14 protein-coding genes are annotated in these 16,563 nt (G+C 57.5%); 7 read left to right on the top strand and 7 right to left on the bottom strand.

All coding sequences use genetic code 11. The annotated features are described in order from the left end of the window. Nucleotides 1-46: 46 nt before the first annotated feature. The gene (locus tag A462_RS00560) at nucleotides 47-817 is read left to right on the top strand and encodes a lysophospholipid acyltransferase family protein (RefSeq protein WP_003213596.1); all 771 of its coding nucleotides are present in this window, start codon (nucleotides 47-49) and stop codon (nucleotides 815-817) included. A gap of 180 nt (nucleotides 818-997) precedes the next feature. On the opposite strand, the gene A462_RS00565 is transcribed toward A462_RS00560, so the two are convergent. The 3 genes from A462_RS00565 to A462_RS00575 form a co-directional block, all read right to left on the bottom strand. Beyond that, nucleotides 998-3,289 (bottom strand): CHASE2 domain-containing protein, encoded by a 2,292-nt coding sequence (locus A462_RS00565; RefSeq protein ID WP_008439556.1) that lies wholly within the window; start codon nucleotides 3,287-3,289, stop codon nucleotides 998-1,000. Between the two features lie 18 nt (nucleotides 3,290-3,307). Then, a complete protein-coding gene (locus A462_RS00570) occupies nucleotides 3,308-4,303 on the bottom strand; it encodes a FecR family protein (protein ID WP_032899914.1) in 996 nt (331 codons plus the stop codon). Between the two features lie 269 nt (nucleotides 4,304-4,572). Then, a complete protein-coding gene (locus A462_RS00575) occupies nucleotides 4,573-4,824 on the bottom strand; it encodes a hypothetical protein (RefSeq protein ID WP_003213590.1) in 252 nt (83 codons plus the stop codon). Between the two features lie 173 nt (nucleotides 4,825-4,997). On the opposite strand from A462_RS00575, the gene A462_RS00580 reads away from it, so the two are divergent. After that, entirely contained in the window at nucleotides 4,998-5,720 is a 723-nt protein-coding gene (locus A462_RS00580; RefSeq protein ID WP_003213588.1) for a response regulator transcription factor, read from the top strand. 98 nt (nucleotides 5,721-5,818) lie between these two features. On the opposite strand, the gene gyrB is transcribed toward A462_RS00580, so the two are convergent. From gyrB to dnaA, 4 genes are read right to left on the bottom strand one after another with little or no spacing between them, the layout of a single operon-like run. Next, entirely contained in the window at nucleotides 5,819-8,242 is a 2,424-nt protein-coding gene (gene gyrB, locus A462_RS00585) for a DNA topoisomerase (ATP-hydrolyzing) subunit B (RefSeq protein WP_003213587.1), read from the bottom strand. A 4-nt stretch (nucleotides 8,243-8,246) separates the two neighbouring features. Then, entirely contained in the window at nucleotides 8,247-9,350 is a 1,104-nt protein-coding gene (gene recF, locus A462_RS00590; RefSeq protein ID WP_003213585.1) for a DNA replication/repair protein RecF, read from the bottom strand. A gap of 20 nt (nucleotides 9,351-9,370) precedes the next feature. Next, nucleotides 9,371-10,474 carry a DNA polymerase III subunit beta gene (dnaN, locus tag A462_RS00595; protein ID WP_003213582.1) on the bottom strand — a complete coding sequence of 368 codons (1,104 nt, stop codon included), beginning with the start codon at nucleotides 10,472-10,474 and terminating at the stop codon, nucleotides 9,371-9,373. 39 nt (nucleotides 10,475-10,513) lie between these two features. After that, nucleotides 10,514-12,034 carry a chromosomal replication initiator protein DnaA gene (dnaA, locus tag A462_RS0132860; RefSeq protein WP_032868695.1) on the bottom strand — a complete coding sequence of 507 codons (1,521 nt, stop codon included), beginning with the start codon at nucleotides 12,032-12,034 and terminating at the stop codon, nucleotides 10,514-10,516. Nucleotides 12,035-12,619: 585 nt separating this feature from the next. On the opposite strand from dnaA, the gene rpmH reads away from it, so the two are divergent. The 5 genes from rpmH (at nucleotide 12,620) to mnmE (ending at nucleotide 16,549) form a co-directional block, all read left to right on the top strand. Beyond that, nucleotides 12,620-12,754, top strand: a complete 135-nt coding sequence (gene rpmH / locus A462_RS34015) for a 50S ribosomal protein L34 (protein ID WP_003213577.1) — start codon at nucleotides 12,620-12,622, stop codon at nucleotides 12,752-12,754. 16 nt (nucleotides 12,755-12,770) lie between these two features. Then, nucleotides 12,771-13,175 (top strand): ribonuclease P protein component, encoded by a 405-nt coding sequence (rnpA, locus tag A462_RS34010; RefSeq protein ID WP_010168490.1) that lies wholly within the window; start codon nucleotides 12,771-12,773, stop codon nucleotides 13,173-13,175. Further along, the gene (gene yidD, locus A462_RS34005; RefSeq protein WP_003213574.1) at nucleotides 13,168-13,413 is read left to right on the top strand and encodes a membrane protein insertion efficiency factor YidD; all 246 of its coding nucleotides are present in this window, start codon (nucleotides 13,168-13,170) and stop codon (nucleotides 13,411-13,413) included. The genes rnpA and yidD overlap by 8 nt, the downstream gene beginning before the upstream one ends. Nucleotides 13,414-13,415: 2 nt before the next feature. Beyond that, nucleotides 13,416-15,098, top strand: coding sequence for a membrane protein insertase YidC (yidC, locus tag A462_RS00600; protein ID WP_003213572.1), 1,683 nt, complete (start codon nucleotides 13,416-13,418; stop codon nucleotides 15,096-15,098). Nucleotides 15,099-15,178: 80 nt separating this feature from the next. After that, nucleotides 15,179-16,549 carry a tRNA uridine-5-carboxymethylaminomethyl(34) synthesis GTPase MnmE gene (gene mnmE / locus A462_RS00605; protein ID WP_008439550.1) on the top strand — a complete coding sequence of 457 codons (1,371 nt, stop codon included), beginning with the start codon at nucleotides 15,179-15,181 and terminating at the stop codon, nucleotides 16,547-16,549. Nucleotides 16,550-16,563 lie beyond the last annotated feature (14 nt).

The raw sequence follows: 16,563 nt of genomic DNA, 5'->3' as shown, positions 1-16,563 counted from the left end.
CGCGCTTTTAACAGGCGGGCGTTGTCCCGCAACGGTAAATGCCGCCATGTCGATTTTGCAGGCCATCAGAACCTTCTTCTTTTACCTGCTGTTGGGCACCAGCTCTTTTCTCTGGTGCACCCTGAGCTTTTTTATCGCGCCTTTCCTGCCGTTCAAGGCGCGCTATCGTTTCATCAACGTCTTTTGGTGCAACTGCGCGCTGTGGTTGACCAAGGTGTTCCTGAACATTCGTTTCGAGATCAAGGGCGCCGAAAACGTCCCGGACCAGCCTTGTGTGATTCTGTCGAACCACCAGAGCACCTGGGAAACCTTTTTCCTGTCTGCGTATTTCTCGCCCCTGAGCCAGGTGCTCAAGCGTGAGCTGCTGTACGTACCATTCTTCGGCTGGGCCATGGCCATGCTGCGACCGATCGCCATCGACCGCGACAACCCCAAGGCCGCACTCAAGCATGTGGCCAAGAAGGGCGATGAGCTGTTGAAGGATGGGGTTTGGGTGCTGATCTTCCCTGAAGGCACACGCGTGCCCTACGGCACTGTGGGCAAGTTCTCACGTGGCGGTACGGCCCTGGCGGTGAACGCCGGGCTGCCGGTGCTGCCGATTGCCCACAACGCCGGCAAGTTCTGGCCAAAGACCGGCTGGGCCAAGCGTGAAGGCACCATCACTGTAATCATTGGCGAGCCCATGTATGCCGAGGGCGAAGGCCCACGTGCCATTGCAGCGCTGAACGACCGTGCCCAGGCATGGAATGAAGCGCAACAACGGGCCATGGGTTCGTTGCCGCCGGAGCCGGTTGTGGTCGACACGCCGGTGATTTGAGTTTCTGTGGATAACCTGTGTACGGTTTGTTGGCGAATTGCGCTTTTTAGCTTATAGGCTGCTGATTTACTTACATATTTCCCAAGCTCATAAAACAGCGGAAAAGGTGCATAAGTTTTTCCCGCATTAAAAAACCGGTCCTTGAGACCGGTTTTTTATGCACAGGTGAAAAGCCGCGATTCAGTCTCGCCACAATGGCAGCTGAAGCATGAAGGTCGTACCTTTATCCACCTCGCTTTCGCAGCGAATTCTCCCACCGTGACGATCCACGACGGCCTTGACCATGGTCAGCCCCAACCCCAATCCTTCACTGCCCTGAGCCGAGGCGAAGCGCCGGTATTGAGCGAAGAGTTCGGGCAAATCCTGCGGGGAGATTCCTCGCCCCTGGTCGCTGATACGGCACTCCAAAGCGTCTTCATGGCGGGTCAGGCTTAACGTAACGGTGGTGCCCGATGGGCTGTATTTCACCGCATTTTCCAACAGGTTGAACAAGGCGCGGGTCAGCAGCGATTGATCCGCCCACACCATTTCTTCGCCGACTTCATCCAGGTGATGGACCAGGCGAATGCCTTTCAACTGGGCGTGCACTGCGACTTGATCAAATGCGTCGAGTACCAACATGGCGAACAGGCTGGGCTGGAATTGGTAGCCATCGGATTCGGCTTTCGCCAACTGCACGAATGATTCGGTCAGGTTCAGGGCACGGCGGACTTGTTGTTCGATCTGCGCAAATATCGGCGCGGCGGAGTCCTGAACATCCAACAGGGCCAGGATCGCCGAATGCGGCGCACGCAGGTCATGGGACAGAAAGCGCAGCAGGGTCTCCCGTTGCTGCTGGGCATCACGCTCAATGCTCAGGTCTGTGAGGCTCAGCAGCCAGCCCAGGGCCACGTCACCGTCTGCAGGCAGCAGCGGCGCCAGGTCGAGGCGCAGGCTGCGGTCAAGGGTGTCGCGGAACTCGACAATATCCAGCGTCGACAGGGCAGGGCGAACACCGTCCTGCAGCGGTGGATAACCCAATGCGGCGAGCTGATCCAAGAGGTTTTCGGCCACCAGTTCATTGCCGAACACATCGCGGGCAATTCGATTGGCCAGCAGGACGTTGCCCTTGGGGTCGGTAATCAAGGTTGCTACAGGCAAACATTCCAGCCCATCGGCCATGAAGCGACGAGTGTCCCGGGTACGGCTGACCGCTTGTTCGAGGGCGAAGATTCGTCCCTGCAATACATCACCCTGGCTGGCGGGCGCTCGACGGCGCTCCGGGAGCACTTTGGGTTCGTTGTCCAGGCGTGCCAGTTCCCAGCCGAAGTAGGCCAGGATCACGCTCAGGCGCCGCCAGTTCCAGATCAGGTAGCTGAGCAGCATGCCAATCAGACTTGCTGCCGGCGACCACCAATGGCCCAGGCGCAATAGGCCCCATGAACCCAGAAGCGCAGCCACCATGCAACCGAGGGTCAGCCACAGTGCATAACGCGGGCGAAACAGCAGAAGGCCCAACAGCACCGCGACCATCGCGGTGGCCAGTAGCGTCGCCATCCACACGGGCAGATCGACAATACTGCGCCCTTGCAGCAAGCCATTGAGAATATTTGCCTGGATCTCCACGCCCGGGGTGGTGCCGACACTGGCCGAAAGCGGCGTGACATAACGGTCGCCCATGCCCGGTGCCGTAGCGCCAATCAGGATCAAGCGGTCGCGCAGCAACTCGGATGGCACCTCCCCGCGCAAGACACTGATATACGGCACGCTGGGAAAGCCGGCATGACTGGCAATAAAAGGAATTCGAATGGCATTTTCCCGCTGCCAGCTGGAGCTTTCCGGCGGACCAGGTGCGCCCGGCATTAGGGATGGCTGGCCGCTCAGTTCAAACGCCAGCCAGGCTAACTGCGGTGTCAAATTACCGGGTGGACCTTCACGCAAATACAGGCTTCGAACGATGCCGTCGCTGTCCGCTTCCACGTTGATATGGCCGACGCTACGGGCGCAATCACGCAAGGGCAACACAGGCAGGATTTGCGCCACAGGCTGGCCGTAGCGCGGCGAACCTTCACGAATCAAAGGCAACAGGACGTTGCCAGCGCTGCACATAGCCTCGGCCAGGCGCAGGTCATTGGCTGGCTCCCGGGCGGGCTCGCTGAAGATCACATCAAACAGGATGCCGGCAGGCTTGGCGGCGCTCAGCCGATCAAGCAGGTCGGCATGCACACGTCGGGACCACGGCCATTGGCCGAGCTCCTTCAGGCTTCGGTCGTCGATCGTTACCAGCAGGATGCGTGGATCCACCGATAAAGGCGCCAGCCGGCGGAGGCTGTCATACAGCGGGTTATTGAGGGCCAGGCCAGGGCTCAGGGACAGGAAGGCCGTGATGGGTAATAGCAACAGGCTGACCCACAGCCATTCGCGCACCAGGCCATTGAACAGCCGCTGAGCCTGAGTCGGTTGGCGCTTTTCAGCCCTGTGCCACAGCCTCACCGGCTCGCGTCCAGGGCACTACTGCACGCGGTTCGCGGGTGGGTAATAGAAAATGTCATAAACCCCGGTTTCTCCCTCAAGCCCGTGTTCATCATATGCCGACAAGCGAACGTGATAGAACGATGCTTTCAGCCCAGTGAAGCGCATTTGCGGCTTGTCGGAGAAGTTTTCCTGCTTGATGTTCAGAAACTCCTTATCGGTCGCGACCTGGGCCCGGTAGCGTTGGGCCCCGGCCAATGGCCGCAGGAACAGGGTCCAGACAGGCGCATCGCCCTTTTGGCCGTCCTGGCCGACCAACCGTGGCGCATCAAGCAGTTCCACGGGTTTGAGTTCGCCTTGTTTCTTGAACGCGAGGCCCTGCCGCGCACCAACCTTTACTTCACCAGAGACTGGACCGGTAATGGGCTTCTTCTTGATAGGATGCGAGGTCGGTGGAGCGTCATCACGATTGACCGCCACTTGCCCGTTGAGTACTTCCACCAGCGATTGTTCGCCATCGTTACGTACACGGAAATGCGTGCCGCGTACCCCCAGAACGCCCACCGGGGTCATGATCTGGAAACGGTCATAGTCGCTGGCACGCTTGATCACGTAAGCCTCGACCTGACCCTCTTCAAGAATCACCTGGGGAATGGATTGCTCCTCGACCAGATGCAATCGGACCTGGGAGCTGGAGGGCAAGACAATCCGCGAGCCGTCCCCCAGCAACAGGCTGACAAATGCGCCCGATGAGGTTTTCACGCTTTCTTGTTCATCAATGAACATGCCTTCTTCCAGGGCCGCGGACACACCCTTGGCATCCAGTTTCCAGGCTTCGCCCGTGAGGTGCTGCACCACTGCCGGAAGCGGTTGCGCGCGGCACATCCGGTTGTCGTCGATATAGGGTGCACGGGGAGGGGCAGGGCGTGCCAAGGCCGGAAGACTCACTACGCCAAGCGTAACGATCAGGCCCGAACTCAACAGCGTAGAAGCGGCAGAGCGGAATCGGCAAGGGAAAAAGGTCATGGCGCTCATCAAGATTCTAGTTCTAATGGGTCATCAGAAAGCACTTTCAGGCAGCGTCTTGCAGCGGGAAGACCTTGAGTACCGTCTACGATACTCGATGAGGTATCCAGTCGATAGCCGAAATATCTGGGAGCGTGAGATCCATTGCAGAAGATGACACGTCCCTGTGTCGGAGCACTTCCGTCGCTCCAATCCGTGTGTCATCCAGCGAGAGCGAATTTACCTACAACATAGGTGCATCGGACCGATTCGCAACATTTGTTCAGATTTGCGGGTACTTAAAATACCCAACGTTGGGTCTGCTGCTGTTCGCTGAGTTGCTGAAACGGTGAACGGGCGAAGCCCATGCCATTGCCGGGCTCACTCAAAGTCTGCCGTTCCTCGAACGGCATAGGTATCGCCGGCTTATTGGCCCCGACCGTTTCCGTGCCCAGCGTAGCAACCATCACCACCAATACCAGTCTTCCCCATACATCAACCTTCCCCAGAACGGCCATACGTCTCGAAACAGCATAAAACCAGATTGCCATTGATCCTTTTCCTGAAGGTCTCGAGCCGGTATCTTCCCAGCTTGGGTGTTGACGATTTCCAATGGCTTGCGGCCATTTGATATCAGCGTACCGAGAGATTCAGAGGGCCTGAGAATCTGGCCATAATTGTTCAGATTCAATGCCCGCATTCTTCAATAAGAAAGGACCCTGCCATGCGTGTCGCAATACTGGATGACGAACCTGCTGAACTGCGGCGGGTGGAACAGACACTGCGACAAATCCCCAGCGCTGCGGATCAACCATGGACCCTGCACTGCTTCGAGCGTGGAGAAGACCTGCTGCGACAACTGCGCCGCGAGACCTTCGACTTGCTGATCCTTGACTGGCAACTGCCCGACCTCAGTGGCCTGGCATTGCTGCGCTGGACCCGCGAGCACATGGAAGCGCCGCCAGCCGCCATCATGCTTACCAGCCGCGATGCCGAGAGCGATATCGTCCAGGCGCTGAACAGTGGTGCCGATGATTACGTCAGCAAGCCGTTTCGTCCCAATGAGCTTAAGGCTCGGGTGAATGCCGTTCTGCGTCGCCACGGGTTGCAGAAGTCTGCAGCCAGTGAGGTGCATACCTTCAATGACCTGACCTTTGATGATGCTGAACTCACGGTGAGCAGGGCGGGAAAACCCATCAGCCTGACGGAGCGCGAATACCGCCTGGCGCGGTGCCTGTTTGAGAACCTGGCGCGGCCGCTGTCTCGAGAGTACCTGTATGAACGGTTCTGGACCCATGAGGAGATGGTGTCGTCGCGGCCGCTGGATACGCATATTTATCGGCTGCGGAATAAGCTCGGGCTGACGGCGGATCGGGGTTGGCAGTTGCTGACGATCTATGGGTACGGATATCGGTTGGAGAGTGTGACGGCGGCTTCCGAGGACTGAGATGTTCCACGTGGAGCATTTATAAAATGCTCATATCCAGCCCATAAAAAAGGCCAACGCTAAGCGTTGGCCTTTTTTGTTTTTGCGCTGCAACCTGATCAGAAGTCCAGGTTGGAAACCGCCAGGGCATTGCTCTCGATGAAGTCACGACGAGGCTCGACCGCATCACCCATCAGGGTGTTGAAGATCTGGTCCGCGCCAATGGCGTCTTCGATGGTCACGCGCAGCATGCGACGCTGGGCTGGGTCCATGGTGGTTTCCCACAGCTGATCCGGGTTCATTTCGCCCAGACCTTTGTATCGCTGAATGGTATGGCGCTTGGTGCTTTCCGCCATCAACCAGTCCAGGGCTTCCTTGAACTCTTTGACCGCTTTCTTGCGCTCGCCACGCTGAATGTAAGCACCGTCGTCCAGCAGGGTGCTCAGTTGCGCGCCGAGGGTAACAACCGTCTTGTAGTCGTTGCTGCCGAAGAAGTCGCGGTTGAAGGTGACGTAGTTCGACAGGCCGTGGGAGATCAGTTCGACCTCTGGCAGCCAGACGTTACGTTCACGGTCTTCACGCAGGCTGGCTTTGTAGACCAGGCCGGATTTTTCAACGGTACGCAGGCGGACTTCGTACTGGGCCAACCAAGCCTGCATGTGGGCATGATCACCCAACTGTTCCAGGCTGACGGATGGCAGGTAGATGAAGTGCTCGGTCAGCTCCTGAGGGTACAGGCGCGACAAACGCTTGAGGGTCTTCATCACCATGCGGAAGTCGTTTACCAGGCGCTCCAACGCTTCACCGGAGATGCCCGGGGCTTCGTCGTTCAAGTGCAGGCTCGCATCTTCCAGGGCCGACTGCGTCATGTACTCTTCCATGGCGTCGTCGTCTTTGATGTATTGCTCTTGCTTGCCTTTTTTCACTTTGTACAACGGTGGCTGGGCGATGTAGATGTAGCCACGCTCGATCAACTCCGGCAACTGACGGAAGAAGAACGTCAGCAGCAGGGTGCGGATGTGCGAACCGTCAACGTCAGCATCGGTCATGATGATGATGTTGTGATAGCGCAGCTTGTCGATGTTGTACTCATCGCGGCCGATGCCACAGCCCAGGGCGGTGATCAAGGTGCCGACTTCCTGCGAGGAAATCATCTTGTCGAAACGCGCCTTCTCGACGTTGAGGATCTTACCCTTCAACGGCAGGATGGCCTGGGTGCGACGGTTGCGACCCTGCTTGGCGGAACCGCCAGCAGAGTCACCTTCCACCAGGTACAGTTCGGAGAGGGCAGGGTCTTTCTCCTGGCAGTCAGCCAGTTTGCCCGGCAGGCCGGCGATATCCAGCGCACCTTTACGACGCGTCATCTCACGGGCTTTACGCGCCGCTTCACGAGCCCGTGCTGCGTCGATCATCTTGCCGACAACCAGCTTGGCTTCGTTCGGGTTTTCCAGCAGGAAGTCGGAGAAGTACTTGCCCATTTCCTGTTCGACCGCTGTCTTCACTTCGGAGGACACCAGCTTGTCTTTGGTCTGGGAGCTGAACTTCGGATCCGGAACCTTGACCGAGATAATGGCGGTCAGGCCTTCGCGGGCATCGTCACCGGTGGTGGCGACTTTGTGTTTCTTCGCCAGGCCTTCCGCTTCGATGTAGGTGTTCAGGTTACGCGTCAGTGCAGAACGGAAACCCACCAGGTGAGTACCGCCATCGCGCTGAGGAATGTTGTTGGTGAAGCACAACAGGTTCTCGTTGAAGCTGTCGTTCCACTGCAGGGCGATTTCTACGCCGATGCCGTCTTCACGCTGGATGTTGAAGTGGAACACCTGATTGACCGCGGTCTTGTTGGTGTTCAGGTATTCAACGAACGCACGCAGGCCGCCTTCGTACTTGAACAGCTCTTCCTTGCCGCTGCGTTCGTCCTTGAGGACGATACCCACACCGGAGTTCAGGAAAGACAGTTCACGAATCCGCTTGGCCAGAATGTCCCAGCTGAAGTGGATGTTCTTGAAGGTTTCAGCCGAAGGCTTGAAGTGAATCTGCGTACCAGTGCTTTCGCTGTCACCGACGATTTTCATCGGTTCCTGTGGAACACCATGAACGTAAGTCTGTTCCCAGATCTTGCCGCTACGACGTACAGTCAGGATCAGCTCTTCAGAAAGGGCGTTTACTACCGAAACACCTACACCGTGCAAACCGCCGGATACTTTATAGGAGTTATCGTCGAACTTACCGCCGGCGTGGAGCACGGTCATGATGACCTCTGCCGCCGAAACGCCTTCTTCTTTATGCACATCTACCGGAATGCCGCGACCGTTGTCGCGTACGGTGATGGATTCGTCCGGGTGGATGATGATGCTGATGTCGTCGCAGTGACCGGCCAAAGCTTCGTCGATCGAGTTATCGACCACCTCGAACACCATGTGGTGCAGACCGCTGCCATCATCGGTATCACCGATGTACATACCGGGACGTTTGCGTACGGCATCCAAACCTTTAAGCACTTTAATGCTGGTCGAGTCGTACGTATTCGTATTTTCTTCGCTCATGCCTTCACTCCCGATGGTCGTGGGTCTGGGTGATACGGCCTTGTTCCACGTGGAACAAAGCGACTGGCGTTTCCGTCTGCCAGCCTTCCCTCAATAATTCGTGGTCTACACAGGTGATAAACACCTGGCAGCGTAAGTCTTCCAACAAGCGGCATAACGCGCGGCGGTGCTGCTCGTCCAGTTCGGACGGCAAGTCATCCACCAGATAAATACATTGCCCGCGCCGGGCCTGGCTAACCAGATGCCCCTGGGCGATACGCAAAGCGCAGACCACCAACTTTTGCTGACCGCGGGACAAGATATCCGCAGCATTATGTGCGCCCAATCTAAGGCGCAAATCAGCCCGTTGTGGTCCGGCCTGGGTGTGACCAATTTGCTGATCCCGTTGCAAGGACGTCGCGAGCACTGCACTCAGCTCCCGGTCTTTGTCCCAACCACGGTAGTAGCTCAACGTCAGCCCCTCGAGTTCAAGTAACTCGCTCAAGGTCTGCTCAAAGACTGGTTTCAAGGCTTTGATATAGGCGCGGCGGTATTCATCTATTTCAGCGCTGGCCAGGCACAGTTCCCGGTCCCAAGCAGCTTGCGAAGCGGCGTCAAGTGTACCATGCCGCAGCCATGAGTTCCGCTGCCGCAGGGCCTTCTGCAGGCGCTGCCAAGTGGCCATGAAACGCGGTTCCACGTGGAACACTCCCCAATCGAGGAATTGCCTGCGGATTTTTGGCGCGCCTTCCAGCAAGCGGAAGCTGTCCGGGTTGATCAGTTGCAGCGGCAGGATTTCTGCCAGCTGCGCAGCACTACGAGCATTCTGCCCATCGATGCGGATTTGAAACTCCCCCTGACGATCACGAGAAATCCCCAGGCTGCTATGACCGCCTTCGGCCAATTCGACTTGGCCAAATACTGTGCACGCCAGTTGCTCGTACTGAATCACCGGCAACAAGCGGGCACTGCGAAAGGAACGAGCGAGCCCCAGCAGGTGAATGGCTTCCAGCACGCTGGTTTTGCCACTGCCGTTGGCGCCGTGGAGGATATTGATGCGGGGGGAGGGGGAGAAGGTCACCGGGTGCAAATTGCGCACCGCGGTGACCGAGACGCGACTGAGGGACATCTAGCTTCTGCTGAACATGATTACAGGCGCATCGGCATGACAACGTAAGCCGAGTCATCGTTGTCGGATTCTTGTACCAGGGCGCTGCTGTTGGAGTCAGACAGAATCAGGCGAACCTGTTCAGTGGTCATCACGCCCAGCACGTCCAACAGGTAGCTGACGTTGAAGCCGATTTCCAGGTTGCCGCCGTTGTAGTCGACGCCCACTTCTTCTTCCGCTTCTTCCTGCTCAGGGTTATTCGCCTGGATTTTCAGTTGGCCGTTGGCCAATTGCAGGCGGATACCACGGTATTTCTCGTTGGAAAGAATAGCGGTACGGCTGAACGCTTCACGCAGGGCCTGACGATCACCGATCACCAGCTTGTCGCCGCCTTTTGGCAGAACGCGCTCGTAATCCGGGAACTTGCCGTCAACCAGCTTGGAAGTGAAGGTGAACTCGCCAGTGGTCGCGCGGATGTGGTGCTGGCCCAGCACGATACTGACATTGCCATCCGGCTCGGTCAGCAGGCGCGCGAGTTCCAGAATACCTTTACGCGGCACGATCACCTGGTGGCGATCCGGCTGACCGATATCGGCCTTCATCGAGCACATGGCCAGACGGTGACCGTCGGTGGCTACGGCGCGGATGATGCCTTCGGAGACTTCCAGCAGCATGCCGTTAAGGTAATAACGCACGTCCTGCTGGGCCATGGCGAAGCTGGTGCGCTCGATCAAGCGGCGCAGTCGGCTTTGTTCCAGGCTGCAGGTCAGCGAGCCTGGGCCTTCTTCCACGGTCGGGAAGTCGTTGGCCGGCAAGGTCGACAGGGTGAAACGGCTGCGACCGGCCTTGACCACCAGCTTTTGCTCATCAACCTTGATGTCGATCAGCGCGTCGTTGGGCAGGCTCTTGCAGATGTCCATCAGCTTGCGCGCCGGCACGGTGATCTCGCCGGGTTCGGCGGGCTCTTCGAGCTGGACGCGACCGACCAGCTCGACTTCCAGGTCGGTACCGGTCAAGGACAATTGCTGGCCTTCGACAACCAGCAATACGTTGGAAAGCACCGGCAAGGTCTGTCGGCGCTCGACGACGCCTGCGACCAGTTGCAGGGGTTTCAACAGGGCTTCGCGTTGAATGGTGAAATGCATGGTCTAGTCCCTTGCCTTAATAAGCTGCGCTGGTGTTCATCAAGTAGTCAGTGTACGCAGCAGGTTCTTGTAGTCCTCGCGAATATCCGCGTCGGATTCCTTAAGTTCGTTGATCTTGCGGCACGCGTGCAAGACCGTGGTGTGGTCGCGACCGCCAAACACATCACCAATTTCCGGCAGGCTGTGGTTGGTCAGCTCTTTGGAGAGCGCCATCGCTACCTGGCGGGGACGTGCCACCGAGCGCGAACGGCGCTTGGACAGCAGGTCGGAAATCTTGATCTTGTAATACTCGGCCACGGTGCGCTGGATGTTATCCACACTCACCAGCTTGTCTTGCAACGCCAGCAGGTCTTTCAGGGATTCGCGAATCAGCTCGATGGTGATGTCACGCCCCATGAAGTGCGAGTGAGCGATGACCCGCTTGAGTGCGCCTTCCAGTTCACGCACGTTGGAGCGAATGCGCTGGGCGATAAAGAACGCGGCGTCGTGCGGCAGGTCGACTTTGGCCTGGTCGGCCTTTTTCATCAGGATCGCGACGCGGGTTTCAAGCTCCGGCGGTTCTACCGCTACGGTCAGGCCCCAGCCGAAGCGCGACTTCAGGCGCTCTTCCAGGCCTTCGATTTCCTTCGGATAACGGTCACTGGTCAGGATGACCTGCTGGCCACCTTCGAGCAACGCGTTGAACGTGTGGAAAAACTCTTCCTGGGAACGTTCCTTGCGGGCGAAGAATTGAATGTCATCGATCAGCAAGGCATCAACGGAACGGTAGAACCGCTTGAACTCGTTGATGGCGTTGAGCTGCAACGCCTTGACCATATCGGCCACGAAGCGCTCCGAGTGCAGGTACACGACCTTGGCATTCGGGTTCTTCTTTAATAGGTGGTTACCCACGGCGTGCATCAAGTGAGTTTTACCCAAGCCAACGCCACCATAAAGGAAGAGCGGGTTGTAACCGTGCTTGGGATTGTCGGCGACCTGCCAGGCAGCCGCGCGGGCCAGCTGGTTGGATTTACCTTCGACAAAGTTCTCAAAGGTGAACGTGCGGTTCAGATAGCTGGTGTGCTTGAGCGCACCCTCTACCTGGACGGTGCGCTGTTCGGCACGAACCGGGGCCTGTTGTGAGCTGGCGCCGGCCATTGGGTCAAAGCTGTCGCGGGACGGCTCTTCATTTATAGGCGCGTTTTTCTGCGACGAGGATTTCGAAGGCGTCTGGGCGACCGGGGCTGGCGAGTTATTAACAGGTGCCGCAGCGGCCTGAGCCTGGGAGGCACTGGCTGCCAACGGTGCATTCGGCGCAGCACGAGGTGCCGAGCTACGTTTGCTGCCTATTAATAAGGAGAGCACCGGAGCAAGCCCGTTGCCATGTTCATCGAGTAATTCGAGAACGCGGCTCAGGTATTTCTCGTTGACCCAGTCGAGAACAAAACGATTGGGTGCGTAGACACGCAACTCGTCGCCTTCGGCTTCGACCTGTAGCGGACGGATCCAGGTGTTGAATTGCTGGGCAGGCAGCTCATCGCGCAAAAGCTCCACGCACTGCTGCCAAAGTTCCACTGACACGGATATCCCCTAAGTTGAAAGCCGGTGAGGCAAAAACAGCCGCCATTGTAGCGGCCAGCCGCCCACTTATCCACATGTAGGTTGCTCACAGGGCGCCAAGAATCAATGCCTTAACCGTAAAAAAGGCGACAAATGGTCTGTGCATAAGCTCTGTGGATAAGCGCCCCTAAGCTCGTTGTACAAGTGGGGTCGAAAGTCTGTGGGTAACTGGCCTGTGGATAACTAGCCATTCCACACACAGCTTATCCGATAGCGCAGCACAGGCAGAGCACCGTTTCTCCCCCGTGTTGTCATTCTCTGTACAGCCCGTAGAATCAGGCCTCAAGGCAGTTATCCACAGAAGATGGGGTGCCTAGCTTTTATAAGCTTTACAGAAAAGCTTTAAATAACTTCCTTCTTTATTTTTATATCTATGGCATTGCTCGTCAAAGGCGAATCGCCCGGATTCGGTCCGCAGGCCTCCAGATATCTAATTAAAGGAAAAGCTGGTTGGAAATTGACCTAGAGGCTTGCTTTCTCTAGAATCGCCGGTCTCTTAAAACGGGGGCCATTCCGGCCCGTTGTGGACGAACCAGGTAACACGCCATGAAACGTACTTTCCAACCAAGCACCATCAAACGCGCCCGTACTCACGGCTTCCGTGCTCGCATGGCCACCAAGAACGGCCGTGCTGTCCTGTCGCGTCGCCGCGCCAAAGGTCGTGCGCGTCTGGCAGTTTGATAATCCGGTACTGGTGGTGAGTCAGGACTTCAGTCGGGAAAAGCGTCTGCTAACCCCCCGGCATTTCAAGGCAGTCTTTGACTCCCCCACCGGCAAGGTTCCGGGGAAAAATCTCCTGCTCCTTGCGCGTAACAACGATCTGGATCACCCCCGTCTCGGGTTGGTGATCGGCAAGAAGAGCGTAAAGCTCTCCGTTGAGCGCAATCGCCTCAAGCGTCTGATGCGCGAATCGTTTCGCCTCCACCAGGAGACTCTGGTTGGTTGGGATATTGTTATCGTCGCGCGCAAAGGCTTGGGGGACGTAGAAAACCCCGAATTGATTCAGCATTTCGGCAAGCTCTGGAAACGTTTGGCTCGTACCAACAAGCCAGCACCAGCTGTCAGCACCGAAACTGTAGGGGTAGACAGTACTGATGCGTAAACTGGCCCTCGTTCCGATCCAGTTTTACCGCTATGCCATTAGTCCCCTGATGGCAAACCACTGTCGTTTCTACCCCAGTTGTTCCTGCTACGCGTTGGAAGCCATAGAAAATCATGGCCTTCTGCGCGGTGGCTGGCTGACCTTTCGTCGTTTAGGTCGCTGTCATCCGTGGAATCCCGGTGGTTATGACCCGGTTCCGCCTATCCCTACCTCCCGTTCTTCTTCGATGGCCGAGTAATCATGGATATTAAACGCACGATCCTGATCGTCGCCCTGGCAATCGTGTCCTACTCTATGGTTCTTAAGTGGAACCAGGATTATGGCCAAGCTGCCCTGCCGACTCAGAATGTTGCTACCAATCAGTCGGCGCCGGCTATTCCGGATACGCCACTGGGTAACAATGCTGCCGCCAGTGCCGATGTACCCAGCGCGAATGCCGATACCAGCACCCCGGTAGAAACCCCGGTCGTCACCAATAAAGACCTCATCCATGTAAAAACGGATGTACTGGACCTGGCAATCGACCCACAGGGTGGTGATATCGCCCAGCTCAAGCTGCCGCTGTATCCACGTCGCCAAGACCATCCGGATGTTCCGTTCCAGCTGTTCGATAACGGTGGCGAACGTGTATATCTGGCGCAAAGTGGCCTGACCGGTACTGACGGTCCGGATGCTCGTGCTACCGGTCGTCCGGTTTATTCGACCGAACAGAAGACTTATCAACTGGCCGATGGCCAGAACCAGTTGAACGTCGACCTGAAATTCAGTCACGACGGCGTCAACTACATCAAGCGTTTCAGCTTCACCCGCGGTTTGTACGATCTGAAAGTCACTTACCTGATCGACAACGAAAGCGCGAAGCCGTGGACGGGCAACCTGTTTGCCCAGCTCAAGCGTGACAACAGCGCCGATCCTTCTTCCAGCACCGCCACCGGCACCGCGACTTACCTGGGCGCAGCCCTGTGGACAAGTAGCGAGCCGTACAAAAAAGTGTCGATGAAAGATATCGACAAGGGCGCGCTGAAAGAAACCGTTCAAGGTGGCTGGGTTGCCTGGTTGCAACACTACTTCGTGACCGCATGGATCCCGAACAAAGGTGATGCCAACCTGGTTCAAACCCGCAAAGACAGCCAAGGCAACTACATCATTGGCTTTACTGGCCCGACGTTGACCGTCGCGCCGGGTGCCAAGGCTGAAGCCAGCGCCACGTTGTACGCCGGTCCGAAGAGCCAGGCAGTCCTCAAAGAGTTATCCCCAGGTCTGGAACTGACTGTGGATTACGGCATTCTGTGGTTCATTGCCCAGCCGATTTTCTGGCTGCTGCAACATATCCACAGCATTGTGGGTAACTGGGGCTTCTCGATTATCCTGCTGACCATGCTGATCAAGGGGATCTTCTTCCCACTGTCGGCCGCCAGCTACAAGTCGATGGCGCGTATGCGTGCCGTGGCCCCGAAACTGGCTGCGCTGAAAGAACAACATGGCGATGACCGGCAGAAAATGTCCCAGGCCATGATGGAGCTGTACAAGAAAGAGAAGATCAACCCGTTGGGTGGATGCTTGCCGATTCTGGTGCAGATGCCGGTATTCCTGTCGCTGTACTGGGTGCTCCTGGAAAGCGTGGAAATGCGCCAGGCTCCGTTCATGCTGTGGATAACTGACCTGTCGATCAAAGACCCGTTCTTTATCCTGCCGATCATCATGGGCGCGACCATGTTCATCCAGCAGCGTCTGAACCCGACTCCGCCGGACCCGATGCAGGCCAAGGTAATGAAAATGATGCCAATCATCTTCACCTTCTTCTTCCTGTGGTTCCCGGCTGGTCTGGTGCTGTACTGGGTGGTCAACAACTGCCTGTCGATCTCCCAACAGTGGTACATCACACGTAAAATCGAAGCGGCTACCAAAAAAGCCGAGGCGTAATTTACTCTGTGGATAACACCACTCAAGACGCCCCCTAGTGGGGCGTTTTGCTTTCTGTCACTTTTATCCGGGTACCCGCCATGAGCGCTCCTCGTGAAACCATCGCCGCTGTCGCCACCGCTCAAGGTCGTGGTGGTGTCGGTATCGTTCGTATTTCCGGGCCGCTCGCCGGCGTGGCGGCCCAGGCCATCAGTGGGCGGGAACTGAAGCCGAGGTATGCGCATTACGGGCCGTTTTTAGGTGCTGATGAAGAAGTGCTGGATGAAGGTATCGCCCTTTATTTCCCGGGGCCGAACTCCTTTACCGGCGAAGACGTCCTCGAGCTGCAAGGCCACGGCGGCCCGATCGTTCTGGACATGCTGCTGCAGCGTTGCCTGCAGTTGGGTTGCCGCCTGGCACGTCCGGGTGAATTCAGCGAACGCGCGTTCCTCAACGACAAACTCGACCTGGCCCAGGCCGAGGCGATTGCCGACCTGATCGAAGCCAGCTCTGCACAAGCTGCGCGCAATGCGTTGCGCTCGTTGCAGGGCGCGTTTTCCCTGCGTGTGCATAACCTCACCGAGCAATTGATCAGCTTGCGCATCTACGTGGAGGCCGCGATTGATTTCCCGGAGGAAGAAATCGACTTCCTTGCCGATGGCCATGTCCTGGCGATGCTGGATAAGGTTCGTGATGAGTTATCCACAGTGCTGCGCGAAGCCGGGCAAGGTGCCTTGCTGCGTGACGGTATGACCGTGGTGATTGCCGGCCGTCCCAACGCCGGCAAGTCGAGCCTGCTCAATGCCCTGGCCGGGCGAGAGGCCGCGATCGTCACCGAGATCGCCGGCACCACGCGGGATATCCTGCGCGAACATATCCACATCGATGGCATGCCCCTGCATGTGGTGGACACCGCTGGACTGCGTGACACCGATGACCAGGTGGAAAAGATCGGGGTGGAACGCGCGTTGAAGGCCATCACGGAAGCTGACCGCGTGTTGCTGGTGGTGGATGCCACCGCGCCAGAGGCTGCAGACCCGTTCGCACTGTGGCCGGAATTCCTCGAACAACGGCCGGACCCGGCCAAGGTCACGCTGATTCGCAACAAGGCTGACCTGACGGGCGAGGCAATTGCCCTGGAAGTCAGTGAAGATGGCCACGTGACAATCAGCTTGAGTGCCAAGGCTGCAGGAGAAGGGCTGGAACTGCTGCGCGATCATCTGAAAGCGTGCATGGGCTACGAGCAGACTTCGGAAAGCAGCTTCAGCGCTCGTCGCAGGCACCTGGAGGCACTGCGGCATGCCAGCGCCGCCCTCGAGCATGGCCGTGCGCAACTGACGCTGGCAGGAGCCGGTGAGCTGCTGGCTGAGGATTTACGCCAGGCGCAGCAGCTGTTGGGTGAGATCACCGGCGCATTCAGCTCCGATGATTTGTTGGGGCGGATCTTTTCAAGCTTCTGTATCGGGAAATAGGCGGTTATCCACAG

It is taken from the genome of Pseudomonas sp. Ag1, assembly GCF_000278565.1.
In the GTDB taxonomy this organism is placed as follows: Bacteria; Pseudomonadota; Gammaproteobacteria; order Pseudomonadales; family Pseudomonadaceae; genus Aquipseudomonas.
The sequence above is the reverse complement of the archived record's forward strand: the minus strand, read 5'-3'. Positions and strand labels throughout refer to the sequence as shown.